The organism is Paramagnetospirillum kuznetsovii (genome assembly GCF_003284725.1).
In the GTDB taxonomy this organism is placed as follows: Bacteria; Pseudomonadota; Alphaproteobacteria; order Rhodospirillales; family Magnetospirillaceae; genus Phaeospirillum; species Phaeospirillum kuznetsovii.
The window spans coordinates 292,902-316,397 of record NZ_PGTO01000003.1 but is presented as its reverse complement, the minus strand read 5'-3'; the positions used below and the strand labels follow the sequence as shown (position 1 = coordinate 316,397).

General features: G+C 65.9%; 20 protein-coding genes. 1 reads left to right on the top strand and 19 read right to left on the bottom strand.

The annotated features are described in order from the left end of the window. Nucleotides 1-4: 4 nt before the first annotated feature. The 17 genes from ccmI to CU669_RS06295 form a co-directional block, all read right to left on the bottom strand. Nucleotides 5-835, bottom strand: coding sequence for a c-type cytochrome biogenesis protein CcmI (gene ccmI, locus CU669_RS06375; protein ID WP_112142977.1), 831 nt, complete (start codon nucleotides 833-835; stop codon nucleotides 5-7). Further along, nucleotides 832-1,302 (bottom strand): cytochrome c-type biogenesis protein, encoded by a 471-nt coding sequence (locus tag CU669_RS06370; protein ID WP_112142976.1) that lies wholly within the window; start codon nucleotides 1,300-1,302, stop codon nucleotides 832-834. The genes ccmI and CU669_RS06370 overlap by 4 nt, the downstream gene beginning before the upstream one ends. A gap of 89 nt (nucleotides 1,303-1,391) precedes the next feature. Then, on the bottom strand, nucleotides 1,392-1,934 hold the full coding sequence (locus CU669_RS06365) for a DsbE family thiol:disulfide interchange protein (protein ID WP_112142975.1): 543 nt from the start codon (nucleotides 1,932-1,934) through the stop codon (nucleotides 1,392-1,394). Next, nucleotides 1,931-3,907 (bottom strand): heme lyase CcmF/NrfE family subunit, encoded by a 1,977-nt coding sequence (locus CU669_RS06360; RefSeq protein WP_112142974.1) that lies wholly within the window; start codon nucleotides 3,905-3,907, stop codon nucleotides 1,931-1,933. The genes CU669_RS06365 and CU669_RS06360 overlap by 4 nt, the downstream gene beginning before the upstream one ends. Before the next feature lie 121 nt (nucleotides 3,908-4,028). Further along, a complete protein-coding gene (gene ccmE, locus CU669_RS06355) occupies nucleotides 4,029-4,469 on the bottom strand; it encodes a cytochrome c maturation protein CcmE (RefSeq protein WP_112142973.1) in 441 nt (146 codons plus the stop codon). After that, a complete protein-coding gene (ccmD, locus tag CU669_RS06350) occupies nucleotides 4,466-4,663 on the bottom strand; it encodes a heme exporter protein CcmD (RefSeq protein ID WP_239988573.1) in 198 nt (65 codons plus the stop codon). Before ccmD ends, ccmE begins: the two co-directional genes overlap by 4 nt. Nucleotides 4,664-4,671: 8 nt before the next feature. Then, on the bottom strand, nucleotides 4,672-5,406 hold the full coding sequence (locus CU669_RS06345) for a heme ABC transporter permease (protein ID WP_112142971.1): 735 nt from the start codon (nucleotides 5,404-5,406) through the stop codon (nucleotides 4,672-4,674). Between the two features lie 75 nt (nucleotides 5,407-5,481). After that, nucleotides 5,482-5,676 (bottom strand): hypothetical protein, encoded by a 195-nt coding sequence (locus CU669_RS06340; protein ID WP_146747682.1) that lies wholly within the window; start codon nucleotides 5,674-5,676, stop codon nucleotides 5,482-5,484. A gap of 78 nt (nucleotides 5,677-5,754) precedes the next feature. After that, entirely contained in the window at nucleotides 5,755-7,890 is a 2,136-nt protein-coding gene (locus CU669_RS06335) for a xanthine dehydrogenase family protein molybdopterin-binding subunit (RefSeq protein ID WP_112142969.1), read from the bottom strand. Beyond that, entirely contained in the window at nucleotides 7,887-8,351 is a 465-nt protein-coding gene (locus CU669_RS06330) for a (2Fe-2S)-binding protein (protein WP_112142968.1), read from the bottom strand. The genes CU669_RS06335 and CU669_RS06330 overlap by 4 nt, the downstream gene beginning before the upstream one ends. A 138-nt stretch (nucleotides 8,352-8,489) precedes the next feature. Further along, the gene (locus tag CU669_RS06325) at nucleotides 8,490-9,152 is read right to left on the bottom strand and encodes a phage tail protein (RefSeq protein ID WP_112142967.1); all 663 of its coding nucleotides are present in this window, start codon (nucleotides 9,150-9,152) and stop codon (nucleotides 8,490-8,492) included. Between the two features lie 2 nt (nucleotides 9,153-9,154). Then, nucleotides 9,155-10,420, bottom strand: coding sequence for an AAA family ATPase (locus tag CU669_RS06320; RefSeq protein ID WP_112143052.1), 1,266 nt, complete (start codon nucleotides 10,418-10,420; stop codon nucleotides 9,155-9,157). Nucleotides 10,421-10,533: 113 nt separating this feature from the next. After that, entirely contained in the window at nucleotides 10,534-12,330 is a 1,797-nt protein-coding gene (gene mutL / locus CU669_RS06315; protein WP_112142966.1) for a DNA mismatch repair endonuclease MutL, read from the bottom strand. 43 nt (nucleotides 12,331-12,373) lie between these two features. After that, on the bottom strand, nucleotides 12,374-14,110 hold the full coding sequence (locus tag CU669_RS06310) for a sensor domain-containing diguanylate cyclase (RefSeq protein ID WP_112142965.1): 1,737 nt from the start codon (nucleotides 14,108-14,110) through the stop codon (nucleotides 12,374-12,376). Between the two features lie 100 nt (nucleotides 14,111-14,210). Then, complete coding sequence (gene pgi / locus CU669_RS06305; protein WP_112142964.1) at nucleotides 14,211-15,863, bottom strand: glucose-6-phosphate isomerase; 1,653 nt, start codon at nucleotides 15,861-15,863, stop codon at nucleotides 14,211-14,213. A gap of 50 nt (nucleotides 15,864-15,913) precedes the next feature. Continuing rightward, nucleotides 15,914-16,975, bottom strand: a complete 1,062-nt coding sequence (locus tag CU669_RS06300) for a glycosyltransferase family 4 protein (protein WP_112142963.1) — start codon at nucleotides 16,973-16,975, stop codon at nucleotides 15,914-15,916. Between the two features lie 53 nt (nucleotides 16,976-17,028). Continuing rightward, a complete protein-coding gene (locus tag CU669_RS06295) occupies nucleotides 17,029-17,868 on the bottom strand; it encodes a UDP-2,3-diacylglucosamine diphosphatase (protein ID WP_112142962.1) in 840 nt (279 codons plus the stop codon). A gap of 188 nt (nucleotides 17,869-18,056) precedes the next feature. Between CU669_RS06295 and CU669_RS06290 the strand changes: the two genes are divergently transcribed. Next, nucleotides 18,057-18,974 (top strand): diacylglycerol/lipid kinase family protein, encoded by a 918-nt coding sequence (locus CU669_RS06290; RefSeq protein WP_112142961.1) that lies wholly within the window; start codon nucleotides 18,057-18,059, stop codon nucleotides 18,972-18,974. Between the two features lie 109 nt (nucleotides 18,975-19,083). Here CU669_RS06290 and CU669_RS06285 read toward each other — a convergent pair whose 3' ends face one another. After that, on the bottom strand, nucleotides 19,084-21,882 hold the full coding sequence (locus tag CU669_RS06285) for an ATP-dependent DNA helicase (RefSeq protein ID WP_112142960.1): 2,799 nt from the start codon (nucleotides 21,880-21,882) through the stop codon (nucleotides 19,084-19,086). A 41-nt stretch (nucleotides 21,883-21,923) separates the two neighbouring features. Then, a complete protein-coding gene (locus CU669_RS06280) occupies nucleotides 21,924-23,429 on the bottom strand; it encodes a bifunctional metallophosphatase/5'-nucleotidase (protein WP_239988572.1) in 1,506 nt (501 codons plus the stop codon). Nucleotides 23,430-23,496: the final 67 nt, after the last annotated feature.

The following is a 23,496-nucleotide window of genomic DNA, read 5'->3' as shown; positions in this document are numbered from 1 at the left end:
CCCGCTACTTCAGGCTGTCCAACTGCTGCTGAACCTGGGCGCGGCCGGGCGAGTCGGCGGGAATGACCGTCATCAACCGGGTCCACAGCTTGCGGGCGGTGGCCTTGTCGCCCTTGGCGGCGGCGTCGAGGCCCAGATAATACAGGCTGTCCGGTTGGTCGGGGTCGATGGCGCCGATGTCGCGGAGCAATTTCATGGCGGCCTCGGGCAGCGATGGGCCTTCCGATTCCTCCAGCAGCAGGGCGGCGTAATCCAGCCTTACCGGGATATCGCCGGGCAGCAGCTTGACGGCCTTGTCATAGGCCTCCATCGCCTCCTCGATCCGCCCCATCGCGCGGTAGGACCGTCCCAGCATGGCCCAACCCTTGCCGTCGTTGGGGTCTGCCTTCAGCCGTTCGGCCAGCCGCGTCACCATGGCCTGAATCTGGCTGGACCGGTCCTTCATCTCGGCGATCTGAGCCGCCCGGTCGGAATAGGGGCGGTCGCGCAGCTCCGGGGCGCCCAGCATCAGATAGAAACCCAGGGCAGCCAGCGGCAACATCAGGACGATGGCCATGGCGGCGCGCTTTCCGGCCCTCTGATCGGCGGGCGCGGCGGTCTTGTCGGTCTCGGCGGCGGCCAGCATGCGGCGCTGGATCTCGGTGCGCGATGCGGTCGCCTGATCGTCTGACAGCAAGCCGCGATCCACGTCGCGGGCGATTTCCTCCAACTGGTCGCGGTAGACCGCCAGATCGTAATCCACCCGGGCGGCGGCGGCCGGTGCCGGGCGCAGCAGCGGCCGCAGCAATCCGCCCACGGCCAGGGCCACCATGGCGGTGAAGACGATCCAGATCACGGGCTTTTCTCCTTGAGCAGCTTGTCCAGGCGACGCTGCTCCTCGGCGGACAGGGGGGCGGGCGGCGGCTGGCTGCCGGTGGCGCGGCGGCGGTAAAAGCCGAACACCACCCAAAGTCCGGCGGCGAACAGGACGAAGGGGCCGACCCACAGCACCAGGGTGGTGCCCTTGAACGGCGGCTTCAGCAACACGTAATCGCCGTAGCGATCCACCACGAACGTCTTGACCTGGTCGTCGGAATCACCGGCCGAAATGCGTTCGCGCACGATGACGCGCAGATCCTTGGCCAGATCGGCGTCGGAATCGTCGATGGACTGGTTCTGGCAAACCAGACAGCGCAGATCCTTGCCCAATTCGCGGGCGCGGTGCTCCTGGGCAGGATCCTTCAACATTTCGCTGGGATTGACGGCCAGGGCGGGGGAGGCGAAGGCCAGGACAATCAGGACCGCTGAAAGAACCCGACGCATTGGCGGGGTGAGCGGGCGGGACGCCCGCGCTCCAGGGGCGCCCCTCTTGGGAGCGCGGGCGTCCCGCCCACATGCATCCATTGGAAATATCATTTCTTGTCCAGCTCCCGGATGATGGGCAGCAGGGTCTTGGTCCAGACCTCGGGCGAGATGGGGCCGATATGCTTGTAGCGGATGATGCCCGCCTTATCGACGATGAAGCTTTCCGGCGCGCCGGTCACCCCGAAGTCGACGGCGGCGCGGCCCGGCGCGGGATCGACGCCGACCCGCTCGTAGGGATCGCCGTGCTTCTTCAGCCAGGCGGCGCCCAGGGCGGGATCGTCGCGCCAGTCGATGCCGTGGATGGCGACCAGGCCGGTCTTCTTGTATTCCAGCAGATAGGGATGCTCCTGGACGCAGGCGATGCACCACGAGCCGTAGATGTTGACCAGCGACACCCGGCCCTTGAGGTCGTTGGTGGCAAGGCCGCTGGTCTCGCCCCGGCCGGGAAGCGCCGCCAGGGCCATCTCGGGCACCGGTCGGTCGATCAGCACCGAGGGAATGGTCTTGGGGTCCATGGTAAGGCCCTTGACGAACAACAGAGCCATGATTCCGAAGATCGCCACCGGCAACAGGAACAGGGCGCGTCTCATGCCGCAACCCTCCGGGTCGCCGCCTGCGCCGGGGCGCCGATGCGGTGGCGGCGGTCGCCCAGGCTGATCAGTCCGCCGATCACCAGCAGGGCGCCGCCCGCCCACAGCCAGGGAATGCAGGGATTGAAGTACAGCCGGGTAACATAGCCGCCCTTGGGGTCGGCATCGCCGATGACGACATAGAGGTCGCCCAGCAGGCCCGAGCGGATGGCCGCCGTGGTGGTGGGGCGCGGCGGCATGCGATAGGTCCGCTTTTCCGGCTGCATGACGTCGATGACGCTTCCGTCCTTGCTGATGTCGAAGCTGGCGCGGCTGGCGGTGTAGTTGGGGCCGGGAACCTCGTGGACCCCCGTCAGGGTGATGCCGAAGCCGCCCACCGTCACCGTCTCGCCGATCTTCTGGCTCTGGATGCGCTCGGTGGTCCAGGCCGAGGACGCGGTCAGGCCGACGATGAACACCGCGACGCCCAGATGGGCCAGCACCATGCCCCAACTGGACCGGGGCAGCCGGGCGGCGCGGCCCAGCGCCTCGCCGGGCGCCTGGAACAGGCGGATGCGCTCGGCCAGATCCAGCAGGGTGCCCAGTCCCAGCCACAAGGCGAGGGCAAAGCCGATGCCGGTCCACCATGGACCGGCCGACCCGCCTTGGAGGAACCACACCAGCATGGCACCGCCCAGGGCGATGGCGGCGGCGAATTTCAGGCGCCCCAGCACGCCGGCCAGATCGCCGCGCTTCCAGGCCATCATGGGGCCGACCGCCATGACCACCACCATGGGCGCCATCAGCGGCAGGAACACGGCGTTGAAGAAAGGCGGCCCCACCGAGACCTTGCCCAGGTTCAAGGCGTCGGCGATCAGCGGATAGAGCGTGCCCAGCAGCACGGTGGCGGCTCCGGTGGCCATCAGCACGTTGTTGAGCAGCAGCGCGCCCTCCCGCGAGATGGGGGAGAACAATCCGCCCATCTTCATGGCGGGCGCCCGCATGGCGTACAGGGTGAACGAGCCGCCCACCGCCAGACACAGCAGCAGCAGCACGAAGACGCCGCGGGCCGGGTCGGTGGCGAAGGCGTGCACGCTGGTCAGCACGCCTGATCGCACCAGGAAGGTGCCCAGCAGCGAAAAGCCGAAGGCGACGATGGCCAGCAGGATGGTCCAGCTTTTCAGGGCGTCGCGCTTTTCCACCACCACGGCGGAATGCAGCAGAGCGGTTCCCGCCAGCCAGGGCATGAAGGAGGCGTTCTCAACCGGATCCCAATACCACCAGCCGCCCCAGCCCAGGGTGTAGTAGGCCCACCACGAGCCCAGGATGATGCCGCCGGTCAGGAAGATCCAGGCGGCCAGCGTCCACGGCCGCACCCAGCGGGCCCAGGCGGCGTCGACGCGGCCTTCCAGCAGGGCGGCGATGGCGAAGGAAAACGCCATGGAGAAGCCCACATAACCCAGATAGAGCATGGGCGGATGGAAGGCCAGTCCGGGATCCTGCAGCATGGGATTGAGGCCGTTGCCGTCCATGGGCGGCGGTTCCAGCCGGGCGAAGGGATTGGAGGTCAGCAGAATGAAGGCCAGGAAGCCCACCGAGATCATGGCCTGAACGGACAGGGCGCGGGACTTCAACCCCGGCGGCAGGTTGCGGCCGAACAGGGTCACCGCGAAGCCGAACAGCGCCAGGATGGTGATCCACAGCAGCAGCGAGCCCTCGTGATTGCCCCAGACGCCCGCCACCTTGTAGAGCATGGGCTTCTCGGTATGGCTGTTCTGGGCCACGTTCATCACCGAGAAATCGCTGGTCACATAGGCATTGGTCAGAGCCCCGAAGGCCACCGCGATGAAGAGGAACTGCAGGCTGGACGCCGGTCCCGCCACCGCCATCCACGACGCCCAGCCGCGATTGGCGCCCATCAGCGGCACCACCGCCTGGACCAGGGCGACGCACAGGGCCAGAACCAAGGCGAAATGGCCGATCTCGGCGATCATGGAGTCGATCCTTTCCCATTCGTCGCATCAAGTGGGCGCTTCAAGTAGGCGCATCAAGCGGGCGGGACGCCCGCGCCCCGCTAGGGTTGGAGCGCGGGCGTCCCGCCCGCAGTCAGGTACATTATTTCTTCTTGCCGTCGTTCCACTGGCCGGACTTCTTCAAGGCGTCGGCCACTTCCTTGGGCATGTAGTTCTCGTCGTGCTTGGCCAGAACCTCGGCGGCATGGAACAGGCCGTCCTTTTCCATGCGGCCCTCGACCACCACGCCCTGACCCTCGCGGAACAGGTCGGGCAGGATGCCCGCATAGGTCACGTTCAGCGCGTTGGTGATGTCGGTCACCTTGAAGGTCACCGTCTTGCCGTCCTTCTTGACGCTGTCGGCTTCCACCAGACCGCCGACCCGCATGCGCCGACCCTCGGGAATGCGCTGGGACACGATATCGGTGGGCGAATAGAAATAGACAAGGCTGTCCGATATGGCGGTCAGCACCAAAGCCACCGCCGCCCCCAGGGCCAACATGCCGAGAAGGACGAAATACAGCCTGCGTTGCTTGCGGGTCACTCCGGAATCTCCGTTTGGCCGCCGCGCTTTTCCCGACGGGAACGTTGCAGCAGGTCCAGTTCGGCTTCGCTGCGTCTGGCGGCCATGATGGAGGCCGCCAGAACCGCCAGCAGAACCGCGATGCTGATGCCATAGGCGGGCCAGACGTAACCGCCATAGCCACCCATATGGACCAGTCCGGACAGGGATTCCATGATCTTGATCACTCCCCCCGCGAGGCGGCGTGGATCTGCGCCATGCGGATGACGCGGATCTTCTGGGCGGCGATTTCGGCGCGGCCGCGCAGGATCAGGATGCTGACCCAATAGGCCTTGAAGCCCAGCGCCATCAGCAGCAACGGAATCAGCATGGAGGAATCGATGGCCGGGCCGCCCATCTTCACCACCGAGGCCGGTTGGTGCAGGGTGTTCCACCAATCCACCGACCACTTGATCACCGGCACGTTGACGGCGCCGACCAGGGCCAGGATGGCGGCGGCCTTGTGGCCGCGCTCGGGATCGTCGAAGGCGTCGATCAGCGCCATGTAGCCGAGATAGAGGAACAGCAGGATCAGCATGCTGGTCAGCCGCGCATCCCACGCCCACCACGTGCCCCACATGGGCTTGCCCCACAAGCTGCCGGTCACCAGGCACAGGAAGGTGAAGGCGGCGCCCACCGGCGCGGTGGCCTTGGCCAGCAGATCGGCCAGCGGATGCTTCCAGATCAGCGCCATGGCCGAGAAGGCCGCCATGGCCACATAGCAGAACATGCCCATCCAGGCGGCGGGGACATGGACATACATGATGCGGACGCTGTCGCCCTGCTGGTAATCAGCGGGCGAGGCGGCCAGGGCGAACCACAGGCCGAGACAAAGCGACAGTACGGCGGTTCCCGACGAATACGGCAGGATTACCTTGGCCAGACGCAGAAAGCGGGCGGGATTGGCGAAGCGATGCATGGGCGCATTTCATACCCCGGATTTCCGCCCGGCTCAAGAAATGGCGACATTAACTCGCGGCAATGCTTCGCCGACCTACCGCTTCTTGCCCGGAGCGATCTCCAGCAAGGCGTCGGTGGACTCCAATTCCAGGGTCGGCACGTATTTCAGCCGTGGGTCCGTGGTGCTGGCCCGACCTTCCGTCGCCCGGTAGTCGTATTCGTCGTGATCGCGGAGGTCGCCGGTCTTTTCGCCGCGTCGAGCTCCCAGTTCGAAAATGTTCGGCATCATGTCCTCCCATAGCCGCCCATTGTCGAACTTTAACACATTCTTTACCGGCGTAGCCACGCGTTCGACGCGCATCACGGCCTAAATTTTTTCACCTATGGGCAATTTCCGCACCCGTTTTCCCGTCGCCGCGAAGATGGCGTTGCAGACCGCTGGAGCGATGGGAGGAACCCCCGGCTCGCCCACGCCGGTGGGGGCGGCGGCGCTGGGCATGATGTGAACCTCGACCTTGGGCATCTCGGACATGCGCAGGCAGCGGTAGTCGTGGAAATTGGATTGCTCGGCGGCGCCGTCCTTGAGGGTGATCTCGCCGAACAGGGCGGCGGACAGGCCGAAGGCGATGCCGCCTTCCATCTGGGCCTTGACCACGTCGGGGGTGACGGCGATGCCGCAATCCACGGCGCAGACCACCCGGTCCACCTTGATTTCGCCCTTGGGGCCGATGGTGACCTCGGCCACCTGGGCCACGAAGGAGTTGAAGCTTTCATGCACGGCGAGGCCGCGCCCCTTGCCAGGCGGCAACGGTTCACCCCAACCGGATTTGGCGGCAGCAAGCTCCAAGACCGCCAGATGGCGAGGATGGTCGGCCAGCAGGGCGCGGCGGAGCGCCAGCGGGTCTTTCCCGCCCGCATGGGCCAGCTCGTCCAGGAAGCATTCGGTGGCGAAGGCGGTGTGGCTGGACCCCACCGAGCGCCACCACAGCACCGGCACCGAAAGCTTGGGGGAATGCAGTTCCACCTGAAGATTGGCAATGGCGTATGGCAGGTTGGCGGCGCCTTCCACCGAGACGAAGTCGATGCCGTCCTTGATCATGGCGGCGAAGGGGCCGCCGTCCAGGATGGACTGGCCACAGATGCGGTGACGCCATGCCGACGGCATGCCGCCCGCGTCCAGGGCCGCTTCGAAGCCGTGCAGGAACATGGGCCGATAATAGCCGCCCCGGATGTCGTCCTCGCGGGTCCACATCAGGCGGACGGGGGCGCCCACCGCCTTGGCGATCTCGACGCCCTCGACGATGTAGTCGGAGGCCGGATTGGCACGGCGGCCGAAGCTGCCGCCCGCCACCAGGGTGTGGATGTCCACCTGGTCGGGCCGTAGCCCGGCCGCCTTGGCGGCCATGGCCTGGTCATGGGTCTGGAACTGGCAGCCGGTCCAGATCTCGCACTTGTCCCGCGACAGCTTGACCACGCAGTTCAGCGGTTCCATGGGGGCATGGGCGAGGTAAGGGGTCTCGTAGACCGCCGACAATCGCTTGGACCCGCGCCCCAGCGCCGCCTCGGCCTCGCCCTGCGCGCGGGCCACCAGACCCGGCTTGTCCAGCAAGGCGGTCCAGTCGCGGCGGATCGTCTCGGTCGAGGGCGGGTTGGCGGGGGTGGTCCAGTCCACCTTAAGCGCCTCGCGGCCTCGGTGGGCGGACCAGAAATCCGTGCCTACCACCGCCACGCCGGAGGAAATGGGGACCACCGCCACCACTCCGGCCAGGGCCAGGGCCGGGCGGCGGTCGAAGTCCTTCAGCTTGGCGCCGAAGACCGGCGGCCGCGCCACCAGGGCGGTGACCAGGCCGGGTAGCCTGATATCGCCGCCATAGACGGCGGTTCCCTCGGTCTTGGCCTTGGAGTCCGAACGTTTGACGCCCGCGCGACCGATCAGGCGGAAATCGGCGGGTGCTTTCAATGGGGGATTATCCGGCGGCGTCAGCTTGGCGGCATCGCCGACCAAATCGCCATAGGCGATGCGGCGTCCGCTCGCCCCGTGGACCACCTCGCCATTGAGGGCGACCAGTCCGGCGCGATCCACCTTCAGGCGCCGCGCGGCCGCCTCCACCAGCATTTCGCGGGCGCCGGCGCCGGCCTTGCGCAATTGCTCCCACGAATTGGCGGTGGCGGTGGAGCCGCCGGTACCCTGGGACGGCCCCCAGAACAGGTTATTGTAGCGCTTGGCGTCGGCGGGGGCGTAGGCGATCTGGATGGCGGCGGGATCGACTTCCAATTCCTCGGCCACCAGGACCGGCAGGCCGGTGGCGACGCCCTGGCCCATTTCCAGATGCTTGACGGTCACCGTCACCTGTCCGTCGGCGGCGATGGACACGAAGGCATTGGCGACGAATTCGCCCGGTTCGGCGGCGGCGGTGCTGCCCGCCGCCAGGGTCAGGCCCGCCGCGCCGCAGACCTTGAGAAAGTCTCGGCGGCCGAGGGCCGTGGCATCAAAGCGGCTCATGGCGCGCCGCCCAGCCGACTGGCGGCGAGATGAATGGCGGCGCGGATGCGTCGATAGGTGCCGCAGCGGCACAGATGGCCGTCCAGGGCGTCGTCGATATCGGCGTCGCTGGGCTTGGGGTTCTTGCGCAGCAGGACGGTGGCGGCCAGCACTTGTCCCGCTTGGCAATAGCCGCATTGCGGCACGTCCAGTTCGACCCAGGCGGCCTTGACCAGTTTGGCGACGCCGCCTTCGAGGCCGTGAATGGTGGTGATCCGGCGCCCGGCCAATTCGCCCACCGGGGTCATGCAGGCGCGGACCGGCTCGCCGTCCAACAAGATGGTGCAGGCGCCGCACAGGCCCTGTCCGCAGCCATATCGCGTGAAGTTCAGGCCGAGCTGGTCGCGCAACACCCACAGCAGCGGCATGTCGGGAGAGGCGTCGACCTTGCGCCGCTCGCCATTGATCATCAGGGAGATCATCGGCACACCTCATCCGCCATTGGAATGATTCAAGGGTTACGCCGATGCGATGCTTTCGGCAAGCCCCTAGCGCCACCCCTCACGAATCAGGAGTAACCCGGCACGGACTGACGATGATTGGCCGCGAGAGACAGCGGATTAAAGAACCGGCAGATCATTGATGAAGATGGCGAAGCTCTCGTTGAATTCCAAATTGCGCGCCACATGGTTGGCTTTTCGGTATTCCAAGGCAATGTCGCGGTAGGTGTCATAATCCTTGGCGAAGTTAATCGTCTTCCGCGCCAGCGCACGTTGCAGTTTGTCAGCGCAAGCGTGAGTCTTTCTCTTCTTGTCTCCTTGCCTCTCATGCAGGGGGAGGAGCCAGCATTCCAGGGAGTGGACGCAGATCGCGAATAGAATCCGACCCTTGTACGTCTCATGGAGTTCAGGACTCAAACAGGCGATGATTCTTGCCCGCACCGCCTCCACCAGATCGGGGATCGCGCGCTCGGCCCCGTCGATGGTCAGGGGAACGCCGTAATTCACCTCCTCGCCGCAATCGGTATCGATCTGAATGACCAGATAATCGTTAAAGGCCAAGGCTTCGTGAATGCGGTCGTGGAGCGAACAATATTCCAGCACCAGTTCCCAGCCGCCGAACGCGTCCGATGGAAGCCGTGACTGGTCCGTGGCGTCACGAGTGGGCTGGAGCGGTTCGACGTCGATGTCTTGGTCGGTTTTGCCACGATAATGGCCCTCAAGAATCAGCTCCAAGGCGATCTGGTCGGTGATCCCTTCGGTGATCAGGGCAAATGTCGTCATGGTTAGAAGCCCTTGGGCAATCCGCCCAGCGCGCCCCTCAGGAATGCCTCCGACAGCCGGACCGGCGGAGCGCCATCGACCGTCCTGGGCTTTTCGATGCGGCGAACCTTGGTCCGCCCCGAGGTCGCGCGCGAGACGACGAACAGCCGCTGGTCGTCGTCGTCAAGATTCAGTCCGTCCAGCACCGCCGGGTTATGGGTGGTCATGATGACCTGCTTGCCGTTCTCTTTCGCAAGCTTGCCCAGATAATTGACCATGTGCTGGCAGAGCTTCGGGTTCAAAGACGCATCCACATTGTCGATGGCGAAGAACCGCGGGGTCAGCTTGCTGGAAAACAAGGCGCCGTAGAACAGCAGGAACAAGAAACCCTCGTTGACGCTTTTCTGGTCGAGAATTCGATTGGTGGCCTCGACGAAACGGTCATGAACCTGAATGCCGCGGCGACCGTGGCTGGTCTCCTTGGGGACGTCGAAATTTTTGAACCAGCCGAACAGCCGGAGACCGCGCCGGATGCTGTCGATGGCTTGAAGGTCGTCGCCGTCGAAGATCACGGATAAGAGTTTGAACAGCCCCTCGCCATTGATCCCCAGCGGTTCGACTTGGCCATCGCGCTCGAATAGGCGCAAAGACGTATTTTCCGGTGAGTAAATGATAAAGCCGCCAATGTGGTCTGATATTTTCGTAAATTTTGGAGCTTCTTTTTTCAAAAACTCAAAAAATACTGGAAGGTCGCCTCCAATGTCAATGCGATGTGTCTTGTTAGCGTTGTCATTATGTGTGGTTTCTTCTAAAGAATTTAACTCAATTATTGAGTCTAATGTGTTTATGAATATTGAGAGGTCGTTTTTGATAGATTCATTCTTTGCCCTCTCTGCCAATAGGGCTGGGCCAAATTTATCAAAATCAATCCAATTGCCGCTGCCGCCATTAAAGCTGCACTGCCACTGGGAGTATGGGGCATTATCGTTATTAAGCTCTAACTCATATGAAGTGCCACTGCCATCAACGAGATCGACTTCAATGGGGGTGTTTTCGGTGCCATCGGCGAAGGCTGGGCGCATGAGTTGCGGATCGGCAACTCGAATTCCGCGCGATGCCAGGAATTCGTTGTTGAGTTTGCCCGCGCTGGCCGCTCCGGCCAGGGCGATGGCTTCCAGGATATTGCTTTTACCGGCGCCGTTCTCGCCGATCAGAACGTTGATGCGGCCAAGATCGAGCGGAACCGATTCGATGGATTTATAATTGCGAATCTTGACCGAGGTCAGCACGGGATCGTCCTTCAAGCGCCCTTGGAAGGGATGGTTCGACTAAGAAACATCCACGACCTGGAAACTTAAGGCGGAATGCCGGTTGCCGCAAGAAGCCGTATTGATGGGTCTTTCTACCTCCGCCCGAACAGCTTCTCGATATCGGCGAGGCTGAGGCTGACATGGGTGGGGCGGCCGTGGTTGCACTGGCCCGACAGTGGCGTCGCCTCCATCTGGCGCAGCAGGGCGTTCATCTCCGGGATGCCCAGCCTGCGCCCCGCCCGCACGGAACCGTGGCAGGCCATGGTGGCGCAGACATGCAGCAGCCGTTCCTGCAGCGAGTGACCCTGGCCCCATTCCGCCAGTTCGTCGGCCAGGTCGCGCACCATGCCCTGGACATCGCAATCGCCCAGCAGGGCGGGAGTCTCGCGCACCACCACGGCGCCGGGGCCGAATCCCTCCACCACGAGGCCCAGCGCCGCGAGGTCGTCCGCCCGTTCCATCACGCGGGCGCAACCCGCCTCGCCCAGTTCCACCACTTCGGGCAGCAAGAGCCCCTGGCGCTTGACGCCGCCGTCTTCCATGGACTGGCGCATGCGTTCCAGCACCAGACGCTCGTGGGCGGCATGCTGATCGACGATGACGAGACCGTCGGCGGTTTGGGCGACGATATAGGTATCGTGCAACTGGGCGCGCGCCGCTCCCAGCGGATAGTCGGACGGCACGATCTCGGCGGTGTCGCCGGGCGGCGCCGAGGGGGACAAGTCCAGGCCGGGCAGCGCCTCGGCCAGTCCGAACGGCGCCTGGGCCGCTTCTCCCATCCGCATCAGGGGCAGGGACGGACGGGCGGGCGCCTGCCAGGAATAGGTGGGGCGGTTGGTGCCGCCCAGCGCTCCTATGGTCGCCTCGGACACCGTGGTGCTGGCCCGGTGACCGGCGCCAGCCAGGGCATGGCGGATGGCGCCGACGATCAGGCCGCGCACATTGCCGGAATCGCGAAAGCGCACCTCGGCCTTGGCGGGATGGACGTTGACGTCCACCTGCTCGGGGTCGAGATCGAGGAACAGCGCCACCACCGGATGGCGGTCGCGGCTCAGCACGTCCTGATAGGCGCCGCGCACCGCGCCGATCACCAGCCGGTCCTTGACCGGACGGCCGTTGACGAACAGGTACTGGGCCGCCGGGCTGGCGCGGTTGTAGGTGGGAAGGCCCGCCCAGCCGGTCAGCCGCACGCCGTCGCGCTCGGCATTCAGTTCCAGGGCATTGGCCTCGAAGTCGCGGCCCACCACCTGGGCGATGCGCGACAGCAGGGCGGCCTTGGCCTCGCCGCGCTTGGGGGCCAGATCCAGCAGTTTGCGGCTGCCGTCGGACAGGGTGAAGCCGATGGCGGGATGGGCCATGCCCAGGCGTTCGATGACGTCGGAGGCCTGCGCCATCTCGGCACGGGCGGATTTCAGGAATTTGAGGCGGGCGGGGGTGGCGTAGAACAGGTCGCGGACCTCGACGCGGGTGCCCGCCGTCAGCGCCGCCGGAACCGGCTTCGCCTTGGCGCCGCCTTCGACCGTCAGGCTCCAGGCGGACTCGGCGGATTTGGGTCGGCTGGTGAGCGTCAGGCGCGCCACCGAGCCGATGGAGGGCAGCGCCTCGCCCCGGAAACCCAGGAAGCGGATACGCACCAGATCGTCGTCGGGCAGCTTGGAGGTGGCGTGGCGCTCCACCGCCAGATCCATCTCGTCCGGCCCCATGCCGCCGCCGTCGTCGGTGACCGAGATCAGGGCCTGGCCGCCCTCGATCAGCACCACGTCGATGCGCGACGCCCCGGCGTCGATGGCGTTTTCCACCAGTTCCTTCACCGCCGAGGCGGGACGCTCCACCACTTCACCTGCGGCGATTTGGTTGACCAGGGTGGGGGGGAGGAGGCGGACGGACATGGTGGCGGCAGTGTAGCCGGTTTGATCCGCCGAGGAGAAGGCCTTAAGCCGCCACCACTTTGTTGCGGCCGCCGTTCTTGGCGGCATAAAGCGCCGCATCGGCCCGCGACAGCAGCCCCTCGGCATTGCCGTCGTCATCGCAGAGCTGGGCGACGCCGATGCTGGTGGTGAATTCCACCACTCCCTTTCCCGTCGCAATGGAGATGGCCATGACGGCGGCGCGGATGCGCTCGGCCACCACCATGGCGGCGGCAAGATCGGTATCGGGCAGGACGATGGCGAATTCCTCGCCGCCCAGGCGGCCCAGAGCATCGACGGTGCGAATGGCGTCCTGGCAGGCGTTGGCCATGGCCTTGATGGCCTCGTCGCCCAGCGGATGTCCGAAAGTGTCGTTGATGCGCTTGAAATGATCGATGTCGAGCATCAGGGCGGTGACCGGCCGGGGATGACGGTGGGCACGCTCCACCTCGGTGCCGATGATGGTCATGAAATGGCGGCGATTATAGACGCCGGTCAGCACATCGGTGGTGGCCATGCGGCGCAATTCGGCCTCCATGGCCTTGCGATCGGTGATGTCCAGCATGACGCCGATCACCCCTTCGGGGACGTCGTCGGCCGAGCGCCACGCGATCTTGCTGGCCGCCATGTCATGAAGACTGCCGTCGGCGACTTCCAGTTGCGTTTCGTATTGGATCAGGGTGCCCGTCATCATGGCCTTGGTATCGGACATGATGGCGGTTGGAACAAACGAGGCCGGCAGGGTTTCGATGGAGGACCGCCCGATCCATTCCGTCGGGCCGATGCCGTGCATTTCGCGAAAGGCGCGGTTATAGCCCCTGAAGCAGCCGTCGACTCCCTTCCACCACAAGGGGTTGGGGACGGCTTCCAGCAGGCTTTCCACGAAGGACTTGGCTTCGAGGGCATGGGAACGCTCTTGCGCCAGTTCGCGGGTTCGCTCGGAGACCTGCGCTTCCAGGGTTTCGTTCATGTGCCGCAGCGCGGCGACCGCCCGCAGATGGCTGGAGATGTCGCGGGCCTCGATCATGAATTCGGGGACAACCCCCGCCGAGGGCAGCGGCGTCACCTTGATCTGGGCGTCGAAGGCACCGCCGTCCCGGTTGGCGAGGCGAACCGGCATCATGTCGGTTTCCCCCAGCAGCAGGGTCAGGTCGCCGCCGAAAATGGCGCGATACTCGCCGTGGAACATGTCGGCCACGGGGGTGCCCTGTAAGTCGCCGGCCGTTGCGGCGCCCAGCATACGCGCTCCGGCGGTGTTGATGTAGACCATGCGGCCGCCATGGCACAGGGCGACGAGATGCATGGACTTCTCGACCAGCACCCGGAAGCGGTCCTCGCTCTCGCGGGCTGTGCGGGCCAACCGTCCCTGGCGGCTGATGTCGCGGCCGATGACCACCGCGTGGCCCGGTCCCAATTCCCGGGCGGGATGAATCTGCAATTCACTGTCGGCCGCCGAGCCATCGAGGCGCCGCAGTTGCACGGGAATGGTGGAGCGTTCCACTTCGGTCAGGCGCAGCAGCTCATCGACGACCTGGGTATAATCGTCCCCCACCAGATCGGAGAAGCGCCGCCCGATCAGCTGGTCGGCCCGTTCGGCCCCCAGCATGGGAGTTCCGGCGCTGTTGATATCCAAGATGACGCCGTCGGCGCAAAGACAGGCAAGGTCGCGCGACACTTCCAGCACCATCATGAAGTTGGCGCTGAAACGTGGCCCCATGCGTCGGCGCTCCGCCGCCGCGTTCAGTCTGCTCTGTTCGGTCATTCCCCGCCGCCCACGGCCACCGCTACTTATACCAGCGGTGTAGTAACTTCCCCTGCGTAGGTATAAGGGGCGGGCGGTAAAATTACCAGAATTTCTCTAATCAGCCCGGATGGGGGGTTCTCCACGCCCGCAACTGCGCGATCAGGCCGGTGGTGGAGGAATCGTGGCCGCTGACCGGGGTGGTGGACGACAGTTCCGGCAGGATCTTCTTGGCCAGCACCTTGCCCAGCTCGACCCCCCACTGATCGAAACTGAACACGTCCCACACCACGCCCTGGACGAAGACCTTGTGCTCGTACAGCGCGATCAGCATGCCCAGCGTGCGGGGATCGAGGCGGCGATACAGCAAGGAATTGGTCGGTCGGTTGCCGGAAAAGACCCGGTGCGGCAGTTGGAAGGCGATCTCGGCCTCGCTCATGCCGACCGCCGTCAGTTCGGCGCGAACCTCGTCCTCGGTCTTGCCGCGCATCAGGGCTTCCGGCTGGGCCAGGAAATTGGACAGCAGCATCAGGTGATGCTCGCCCAGCGGATTATGGGTCTCGGCGGCGGCCAGGAAGTCGCAGGGGATCAGCTTGGTGCCCTGGTGGATCAACTGATAGAAGGCGTGCTGGCCGTTGGTGCCGGGCTCGCCGAACACGATGGCGCCGGTCTGCCAGGTGGCGGGGCTGCCGTCCTTGGCGGTGCCCTTGCCGTTGCTCTCCATGTCCAGCTGCTGCAGATAGGCCGGCAGCCGGTGGAGATACTGGTCATAGGGCAGTACGGCATAGGCCTGGGCGCCCAGGAAATTGCCGTACCACACCCCCAGCATGGCGAGGATCACCGGCATGTTGGCGGCCAGCGGCGCGGTGCGGAAGTGCTCGTCCATGGCGAAGGCGCCGTCCAGCAATTCCTCGAAGCGGTCGAATCCCACCGCCACCGCGATGGACAGGCCGATGGCCGACCACAGGGAATAGCGCCCGCCCACCCAATCCCAGAACTCGAACATATTGGCGGTGTCGATGCCGAATTCGGCCACCGCCTTGCCATTGGTGGACAGCGCCACGAAATGCTTCGGGATGGCGGCCTCGCCCAGTGTGCCGACCAGCCAATCCCGGCAGGTGGTGGCGTTGGCGATGGTCTCCTGGGTGGTGAAGGTCTTGGACGCCACAATGAACAGGGTGGTTTCCGGGTCGCACGCCTTCAACACCTCGGCGGCGTGGCTGCCGTCCACATTGGAGATGAAGCGCACCGCCAGATCGGGCCGCTGATAGGGTTTCAGCGCCTCGGTCACCATCGCCGGCCCCAGGTCCGAGCCGCCGATACCGATATTGACCACGGTGGCCATGGTCTTGCCGGTGGCGCCCTTCCACCGGCCCGAGTGCACCCGGTCGGAAAAGTCCCTCATCTTGGCCAGCACCGCCCTGACCTGCGGCATGACGTCGTGGCCATCCACCAGCATGGGTCGGTCCGAGCGGTTGCGCAGCGCCACATGCAGCACCGGCCGGCGCTCGGTGGCATTGATCTTCTCGCCCGAGAACATGGCGTCGCGCGCTTCGCTCACCCCGGACTGGTTGGCCAGGGCTTCCAGCAGCCCCATGGTGTCGCAGTCGATCCGGTTCTTGGAATAATCCAGCAGCAGGTCGCCCAAAAGCAGCGAGAACGAGCGGAAACGGTCGGGGTCGGCGGCGAACATATCGCGCATGGGGCGCGCGCCGATCTTGGCCGCCCTTGCCTCAAGAGCGGCCCAAGCGGGAAGCCGGGTTGGATTGGTCATGGACTTTAAGCCCCCACAGCGATGCATTGGGCTTTGAGTCTAGTCCTCGCTCAGGCCACTGACAATCGCTTCGCCTGCCGCCCCGGCATGGGAAAAGTCTCGAACGGGGCGAGATTGTCCACGAACTGTCGGGTGGCGGCCGACCACGAGAACTCCAGGGCATAGGCGCGGCAGCCGATGGGATCGAGATCGAGGGCGCCCAGGGCGGCCCTTCGCAAGTCGCCGTCCAGCACGCCCACCGGATGCGCCCCGATCACGTCGTTGGGGCCGGGCACCGGATAGGCCGCCACCGGCAGGCCCGAGGCCAGGGCTTCCAGCAGGACGAGGCCGAAGGTGTCGGTGCGCGACGGGAAGACGAAAACGTCCCCGGCGGCATAATGGGTGGCCAGTTCCTCGCCGAACTTGGCGCCGGTGAAGTGGACCTCGGGGTGGCGGCGCTTCATCTCGTCCAATTGGGGGCCATCGCCCACCACCACCTTGGTGCCGGGCAGGTCGAGGGCGAGGAAGGATTTGATGTTCTTCTCCACCGCGACCCGACCCACATAGAGGAAGATGGGGCGGGGCAATCCGGCGAAGGGGCCGGACTCGCCCTTGGCCTCGGGGCGGGGGCGGAACATCTCGGTATCGACGCCCCGCGACCAGCGGCTGATATTGCCGAAGCCGCGCCGCACCAGTTCGGTCTCGATGCCTTGGGTGGCCACCATCACCGAGGACGAGGCGCCGTGGAAGCGCCGCATCACCGCGTAGGACATGCGCAACGGCACCCGGAAGCGGGCCTGGATATATTCGGGGAAGCGGGTGTGATAGGCGGTGGTGAAGGGCAGGCCGCGGCGGATGCAATAGCGCCGCGCCGCCCAGCCCAGCGGGCCTTCGGTGGCGATGTGGATGGCGCAGGGCTGCGCCGATTCGATCATTTGGGCCAGCTTGCGACCGGGGCGCAACGCCAGGCGGATTTCGGGATAGGTGGGACAGGGAATGCTGCGGAACCGGTCCGGCGTGACCATGACCACGTCGTGGCCGGTGCGTTCCAGCTCGCCCTTCAGGGTGTCGAGGGTGCGGACGACACCATTGACCTGAGGACGCCAAGCATCCGAAACGACGAGTATGCGCATACCTTCTCCTTGCTTCAGGCGCCCTCAAGCGCCGGGCGGGGTGCTCCGCACCCCTAGGCTTCCGCGCCATGTGGCGCGCGGCCGCCGTCGCGGCCGTGACCTGCGGTCATGGGACTTTCGGTGACGGTGGAGACGGCGGATCGTCCCAGCCAATGGAGGATTTCCAGCGATCCGTCGAAATTCTCCACCAGGGCGGTGCAGCTCTCGACCCAGTCGCCGTCGTTGCAGTACAGAATGCCGCCGTGATCGCGCATTTCGGCGTGATGGATATGGCCGCAGACAACGCCGTCGGCACCATGGCGGCGCGCTTCCTCGGCCACCGCCTGTTCGTAGTCGGCGATGAACTGGACGGCGTTCTTGACCTTGTGCTTCAGATAGGCCGACAGCGACCAATAGGGAAATCCCATGCGACGGCGCACCACGTTGAACCAGTGGTTCAGGCCCAGCGCCAGGGTATAGGCCCCGTCGCCCAGATGGGCCAGCCACTTGGCATGCTTGACCACGCCGTCGAAGGCGTCGCCGTGCAGCACCAGCAATTTCTTGCCGTCGGCGGTCTGGTGGATGACGGTGGTTTCCAACTTGATGTCGCCGAACAGCAGCCCGTGATATTCGCGGGCGAATTCATCGTGATTGCCGGGAATGAAGAAGACGGTGGTGCCCTTGCGCGCCTTGCGCAGCACCTTTTGCACCACGTCGTTATGGGCCTGGGGCCAGTACCACGAGCGGCGCAGGCGCCAGCCGTCGATGATGTCGCCCACCAGATAGAGGGTGTCCGACTCGGTGTTCTTGAGGAAATCCAGAAGATCGTCGGCCTTGCAGCCACGGGTTCCAAGATGAATATCGGAAATCCAGATGGTCCTGTAACGCCGCTTTGTGTCTGGATTGGCGTTCATCGGTTAAACATCCGATCACAGTTCTCGATAGACCTTGCTGTATGCTTTTAGTGTCTTGCGGGTCTCCGTGTACATATATTTTGATTCCCGCAGATTACATTTCATTAATCCGAATTAATTCTGTAACATTAATTTAATACTTTGGGCTTCGCCGTCGCGATATACACCGCGTCATGCAATCACCTCGCATGACGGATTCCGCCGCCGCCCTTTGTGTCCCGACGACGCCTCGTCGGGTGCTGGTCGTCCATAACCCCACCGCCGGGCGCCACAAGCAGCGTCGCCTGCTGGACGTGATCGAGCGCCTGGAACTGCTGGGCTGCGCCGTCACCTCCAAGCAAACCGGCCAGCGCGGCGATGCCGAGGATTTCGCGACCCAGGCCTCACCCGACCTTTACGACGCGGTGATCGCCGCTGGCGGCGACGGCACCGTCAACGAGGTTCTGAACGGATTGGGGCGCGGATCGGGCGGACTGGCGCTGGGGGTGATTCCCCTGGGCACCGCCAATGTGCTGGCCTGCGAGATCGGCCTCGATCCCCGCAATCTCGACCAGATCGCCCGCGCCATCGCCTTCGGCCCCGCCCGCCATGTGCATGTGGCGGTGGCCAATTGCCGCCGCTTCCTGCTGATGGCCGGGGCCGGGCTGGACGCCCATGTGGTGGCGGGCGTCAACGTCGCCCTGAAGCGCCGCACCGGCAAGCTGGCCTATGTGGTGGAAAGCCTGAAACAGGCGGTGGGCTACGATTTCCCCAAGCTGGGTATCCGCGCCGACGGGGTGGAATACGAGGGCCGCATGGTGGTCGCCTGCAAGGGCCGCTTCTACGGCGGTCCCTTCATCGCCGCCCCCGACGCCAGTCTGGAAGAACCCATGCTGGAAGTCTGCATCCTGCCCAACAGCGGCATCAGCGGCGTGTTGCGCTACGGTCTGGCGCTGCCCATGGGCAAGCTGTCGGAATTGCCCGAGGTCCAGGTGATCTCGGCCCGCACCTTGCTGATCACCGGCCCGCGCGGCGCCCCGGTCCAGGGCGACGGCGACATCGTCGCCCGCCTGCCCGCCGAGATTTCGGTGGGGAACGACACGGTGGAACTGATCTGCCCGGAATAGGGTCTGTTGTTTGTCCCTCAGTCGCCGGGCGCCGCCTCCGGCGGCTTGGCTTTCGCGCCATGGAGCGCGCCGGGCCTTGCCCGCAACTCCTCGCCAAGGCTCGTCGGAATTACTCCCGCGCCAGGAACTCGGTCGTCATCCGCACCGCTTCCGCCAGTCCCACCTTGACCGGCACGACGCCGTCGGGAAAGGCGCCGAACAGCCGCGACGGCATCATGGGGTCCAGCAGCACGAACAGCCCGTGATCGCCCGCCCGGCGCACCAGCCGCCCGAAGGCCTGCTTCAGGCGCAGCCTCGTGATCATGTCGTCATAGGATTTGCCGCCGAAATGGGCGCGGCGCGCCTTGTGCAGGATGTCGGGGCGCGGCCACGGCACTCGGTCGAACACGATCAGCCTGAGCGACCGGCCCGGCACATCGACGCCGTCCCTGACCGCGTCGGTGCCCAACAGGCAGGATTCCTCCTCGGCGCGGAAGATGTCGACCAGGGTGCTGGTGTCCATATTGTCCACATGCTGGGCCAGCAGGGGGATACCGGCATCCTCCAGCGGGCCGCCGATGCGCTTGTGCACCGCCCTCAGGCGCGAGATGGCGGTGAACAGGCCCAGCCCGCCGCCGCCCGACGCCAGGAACAGTTCCCGATAGGCGGCGCCCACCTGATCCATGTCGTCCTTGCGCACATCGGTGACGATCAGCACCTTGGTCTGGGCCGGATAATCGAAGGGTGAGGCCATGGCGGCGCGCAAGGCGGCGCCGGGCAGATGGGCGGCGCCGGTGCGCCGTTCCGCCGCCCGCCAGTCAACCTCGGTATCGCCGGAGCCGTCGCGCAGGGTCGCCGAGGTGATCACCACCCCGTGCGAGGGCTCCACCACCGCCTTGGCGAAGGGGATGGTGGGATCGACCCAGTGGCGGTGCATGCCCACATCCATGTCGCGGCCGTCCATGCGTTCCACCGACAGCCAGTCCACATATTGCCCCCACCCTCCCGCTTCGCGGGGCCCTCCCTCCCCCGGCTGTGCCGGGGGAGGGTTGGGGAGGGGGCTGGCCAGGGTGTCGAGCATGCCCTTCCATCCGGCCAGCGGCAGCAGGGCGCGGCGCTCGATGGAGCGGCAGATGCCCTCGATGCGCGAGCGGGTGGAGGAGTCGAGATCGGCGGCCTCGTCGTCCAGCAGGCTTGCCAGGGATTTCATCAGCACCTGCAAGGGCGCCCCCAGCCGCCCCAGCGCCTGGGCCAGATCGGCGGCGGCCAGCGGCAGGTCGGGCAGCGGTGGACGGCTCTCGGTCTCCAGGCTGAACGGCGAATCGCCGTGGGGGGCGCGGGCATAGACCTGCTGGCGCACCAGGGCCAGGAAGGTCTCCGACGGTCCATGGGCGGCGCCTTCGCCCAGGCGCTGCAGCCAGCCGGGGCCGGGCAGGGCGCGGGCCGCCGCCAGGGCCTGTTCCAGGGCGCGCACGCAGTCCTCGGAATGCCCCACCAGATCCTCGGCGCGGCGCTGCAAGCCCCTGGCCCGCGAGCGCGACGCCGCCTCGCCCTCCGGTCCCAGCAGCCAGCGCCGCAACTCGGCGGCCTCCAACCCGGTGAGATGGGCGGAGAACGCCGCGTCGGCGGCGTCGAACACGTGATGGCCTTCGTCGAACACGGTGCGCGTCGGCATGAAACCGTCGTCAAGGCCGCCCAGCGCCGCCTGGACCATGACCAGGGCGTGATTGGCCACCACGATGTCGGCGCGGCGCGCCCGGCGCACGGCGCGCTCGATGAAGCATTTGCGGTAGTGGAAGCAGGCGGAAAAGACGCATTCGCCCCGGCGGTCGGCCATGCCCATGGTGCGTGCCCGGCCCAGCAGATCCACCAGCCAGCCGGGGAAATCGCCGCCCACCATGTCGCCATCCCGCGTCGCCAGCACCCAGCGCGCCATCAGGCCCAGGGCATGGGCGTCCTGATTGCGGTTGCGGTTCAGTTGTTCCTCGAAATTCAGCAGGCAGACATAGTTCTCGCGGCCCTTGCGGATCACCACCTTGCGCGCCTTGTCGTGGGGCAGCGGGAACAGGCGGTCCAGTTCAAAATCCAACTGGCGTTGCAGGTTGCGGGTATGAGTGCTGATCCACACCGGCGCGGTATTCTTTTCGGCCCAGACGCTGGCGGGCGCGATATAGCCCAGGGTCTTGCCGGTGCCGGTGCCCGCCTCGGCCAGCACCAGACGCGGCGCGCCCTCCTTGTCGCGGGGCTGGAAGGCTTGGCTGACGGCGGAAGCGTAATCGGCCTGGCTGGGCCGCTGCTCCGCCCCGGCGCCCAGCATGGCAGCCAGGCGGTCGCGGGCCTCGGCGGGCTCCACGGGAAGGCTGCTGGCGGGCGGCTCGGGGGCGAATTCATTCCATTCCGGCAACCGCTCCCACACCCGCGCGGCTCCGCCGCCGCGCCCGGCATCGCCCTGGACGCCCAGCGCCGCCAGCACGGGGCTGCCCCAGCCCCAGCCCGACCGCGCCATCATCCAGGCCAGCCCACGGGTATCGACCGCCTTGGACGCCTTCTCGGCGGCGGTGGCGCGGGCCAGTTCCTCCAGCAGGCGCCGTGTCGCGCTCAACAGCGCCTCGGCCTCGTCCTCTATATCCGCCGGGCGAGGCAAGCCCAAGGACTCGGCCACGCCGCGCGGCGTCGGCAGGCAAAAGCGGGCGGGCCGCACGAAGGCGAACAGTTCCAGGATGTCGAGGCGGATGAAATCGTCCAGGCCCAACTTGGCCGCCACCGCCGGGCCGTGGCAGACCAGCGGCGATTCATTGCGGGCGTAGCGCGCCGCCTGAGGGGTGGACAGCCGCTTGAACTCGCCGTCCGGCTCCAACGCCACGGCGCCCCTGGCCCCCGTCACCAGGACCGGGCAATGGGGCAGCAGAATGCGGGAAGCGTCGGACATGGCCGGAGACTACAGGGGGAACGGAAAGAGCACAAGGCGTCCTATCTGACCGCCACCACCCGGCCTTCCACCTTTGGGGCGACGGTCTTTTGGGTGGTCAGGTAGTCGGTCACCACATTGGCCAGCAGCGGTCCGCCGCTGGCGTCCACCACCACCGTGGCCTCGGTCAGCACCTTATAGTCGTCGCCGCCATTGCCGAGATAGTCGGTGGTGGCCAGACGGTAGACCCGGCGGGGCTCCAGCGGTTTGCCGTTGACCAGGGCGGAGATCACCCGGCTGCCCACGGGTTTGGTGGAATCATAGGTGACGGCGAGGCCCGACACCTGGGGAAAGCGCCCGGCCTTGGCCGCAACGGCGGACAGGCCATGTTCCAGTGCCGCCAGCATTTGCTTGCCGGTGATGTCCAGCGCCATGACCGCGTTGCCGAACGGCATCTCGGCCAGGATGTCGCGCCGGGTCAGGACGGTGCCCGGCTCGTATTGCCGATTGCCCCGCAGGCCGCCACCATTGATCAGCGCCATATCGGCCTTGAAATGGGCGCGAAGCGCATCGGCGAACAGATTGCCGATGGCGGATTCGTCGCCGCGCACCGCTCCTGTCCGGCTGTCCATGGCGGTGGTCAGGGTGGCCAGCGGTGCTTCCAGCGCGTCGCCCAAGAGGGCGTCCACCCTTGCCGCCAGCCCGGCCAGCTTGGGGCTGGGGGGCGCACCGGCGACGCGGGTGAAGCGCCAGGACAGCGGCGTCACCGTGGTAGGGCCGGTCTTGCCGGGATCGGGCCGGTCGACCAGCATTTCCACCTCGGCCAGGAATTGGGCGTCGTGACCCGCCTTGACCACCAGGGCTCCGTCTTCCTTATAGCTGATGGGATCGTGATCATGGCCGCCCAGGATCAGGTCGATGCCACGCGCCTTCAAGGCCAGGCGGCGGTCTTCGTCCATATCCTGATGGGTCAGGGCGATCACCACCTCGGCGCCGCGATTGCGCAATTCCTGGGCCATGGCGAGGGCGGTGGATTTCTCGTCGGCGAAGGTGACGCCATCGGCGGAACTCATTCGGGATGTCTGGCTCGTCAGCACGCCGAGAAAGCCCAGTTTGACGCCGCCGATCTCGGTCAGAAGCGAGGCCAGCATGCCGCCGAACGGCTTGCCGTCGGACCCCAGTACATTGCTGCCGATCCAGGGGAAGCGGGATTCGCCGATTCTGACGGCGAAATTGGCGGCGCCGAAATCGAATTCGTGATTGCCGGGGACGGCGGCGGCGGGCGCCAGGGCGTTGAAGAATTCGATCAGATGGGCGCCCTTGGTGATGTTGGAGGCCAGTGACGGACTGAGCAGGTCGCCGCCGAAGGTGAAGACGGGATTGGCGACGCTGGCGCGCTTCTCGTCCAGGCGGGTCATCAATTCCGCCAGCCCACCCTGACCGCCCACCGGCCTGTATTCGTAGATATCGTTGACATGCAGGAAGGTCAGCCGAACCTGCTCGGCCATGGCCGAGCCTGCCCAGAGCAGCGCCATTACCCCAATCAAGACACCCTTGCCCATGCTCATTGTCCGTTCCACGCCGCGTCTTCCGGCAGTTTGCCTTGCTGGGGCGTCGCAGGCTACCGGAGAAACG

Bases quoted from the DNA above. Each gene is read 5' to 3' on its own strand.
- CU669_RS06310 (WP_112142965.1), bottom strand. From the start codon at position 14,110: ATGACCGAACAGAGCAGACTGAACGCGGCGGCGGAGCGCCGACGCATG.
- CU669_RS06290 (WP_112142961.1), top strand. From the start codon at position 18,057: ATGACGGATTCCGCCGCCGCCCTTTGTGTCCCGACGACGCCTCGTCGG.
- CU669_RS06340 (WP_146747682.1), bottom strand. From the start codon at position 5,676: ATGATGCCGAACATTTTCGAACTGGGAGCTCGACGCGGCGAAAAGACC.
- CU669_RS06285 (WP_112142960.1), bottom strand. From the start codon at position 21,882: ATGTCCGACGCTTCCCGCATTCTGCTGCCCCATTGCCCGGTCCTGGTG.
- CU669_RS06365 (WP_112142975.1), bottom strand. From the start codon at position 1,934: ATGAGACGCGCCCTGTTCCTGTTGCCGGTGGCGATCTTCGGAATCATG.
- CU669_RS06325 (WP_112142967.1), bottom strand. From the start codon at position 9,152: ATGACGACATTTGCCCTGATCACCGAAGGGATCACCGACCAGATCGCC.
- CU669_RS06280 (WP_239988572.1), bottom strand. From the start codon at position 23,429: ATGAGCATGGGCAAGGGTGTCTTGATTGGGGTAATGGCGCTGCTCTGG.
- CU669_RS06295 (WP_112142962.1), bottom strand. From the start codon at position 17,868: ATGAACGCCAATCCAGACACAAAGCGGCGTTACAGGACCATCTGGATT.
- mutL (WP_112142966.1), bottom strand. From the start codon at position 12,330: ATGTCCGTCCGCCTCCTCCCCCCCACCCTGGTCAACCAAATCGCCGCA.
- CU669_RS06345 (WP_112142971.1), bottom strand. From the start codon at position 5,406: ATGCATCGCTTCGCCAATCCCGCCCGCTTTCTGCGTCTGGCCAAGGTA.
- CU669_RS06360 (WP_112142974.1), bottom strand. From the start codon at position 3,907: ATGATCGCCGAGATCGGCCATTTCGCCTTGGTTCTGGCCCTGTGCGTC.
- ccmD (WP_239988573.1), bottom strand. From the start codon at position 4,663: ATGGAATCCCTGTCCGGACTGGTCCATATGGGTGGCTATGGCGGTTAC.
- CU669_RS06330 (WP_112142968.1), bottom strand. From the start codon at position 8,351: ATGATCTCCCTGATGATCAATGGCGAGCGGCGCAAGGTCGACGCCTCT.
- CU669_RS06370 (WP_112142976.1), bottom strand. From the start codon at position 1,302: ATGCGTCGGGTTCTTTCAGCGGTCCTGATTGTCCTGGCCTTCGCCTCC.
- CU669_RS06300 (WP_112142963.1), bottom strand. From the start codon at position 16,975: ATGCGCATACTCGTCGTTTCGGATGCTTGGCGTCCTCAGGTCAATGGT.
- CU669_RS06335 (WP_112142969.1), bottom strand. From the start codon at position 7,890: ATGAGCCGCTTTGATGCCACGGCCCTCGGCCGCCGAGACTTTCTCAAG.
- pgi (WP_112142964.1), bottom strand. From the start codon at position 15,863: ATGACCAATCCAACCCGGCTTCCCGCTTGGGCCGCTCTTGAGGCAAGG.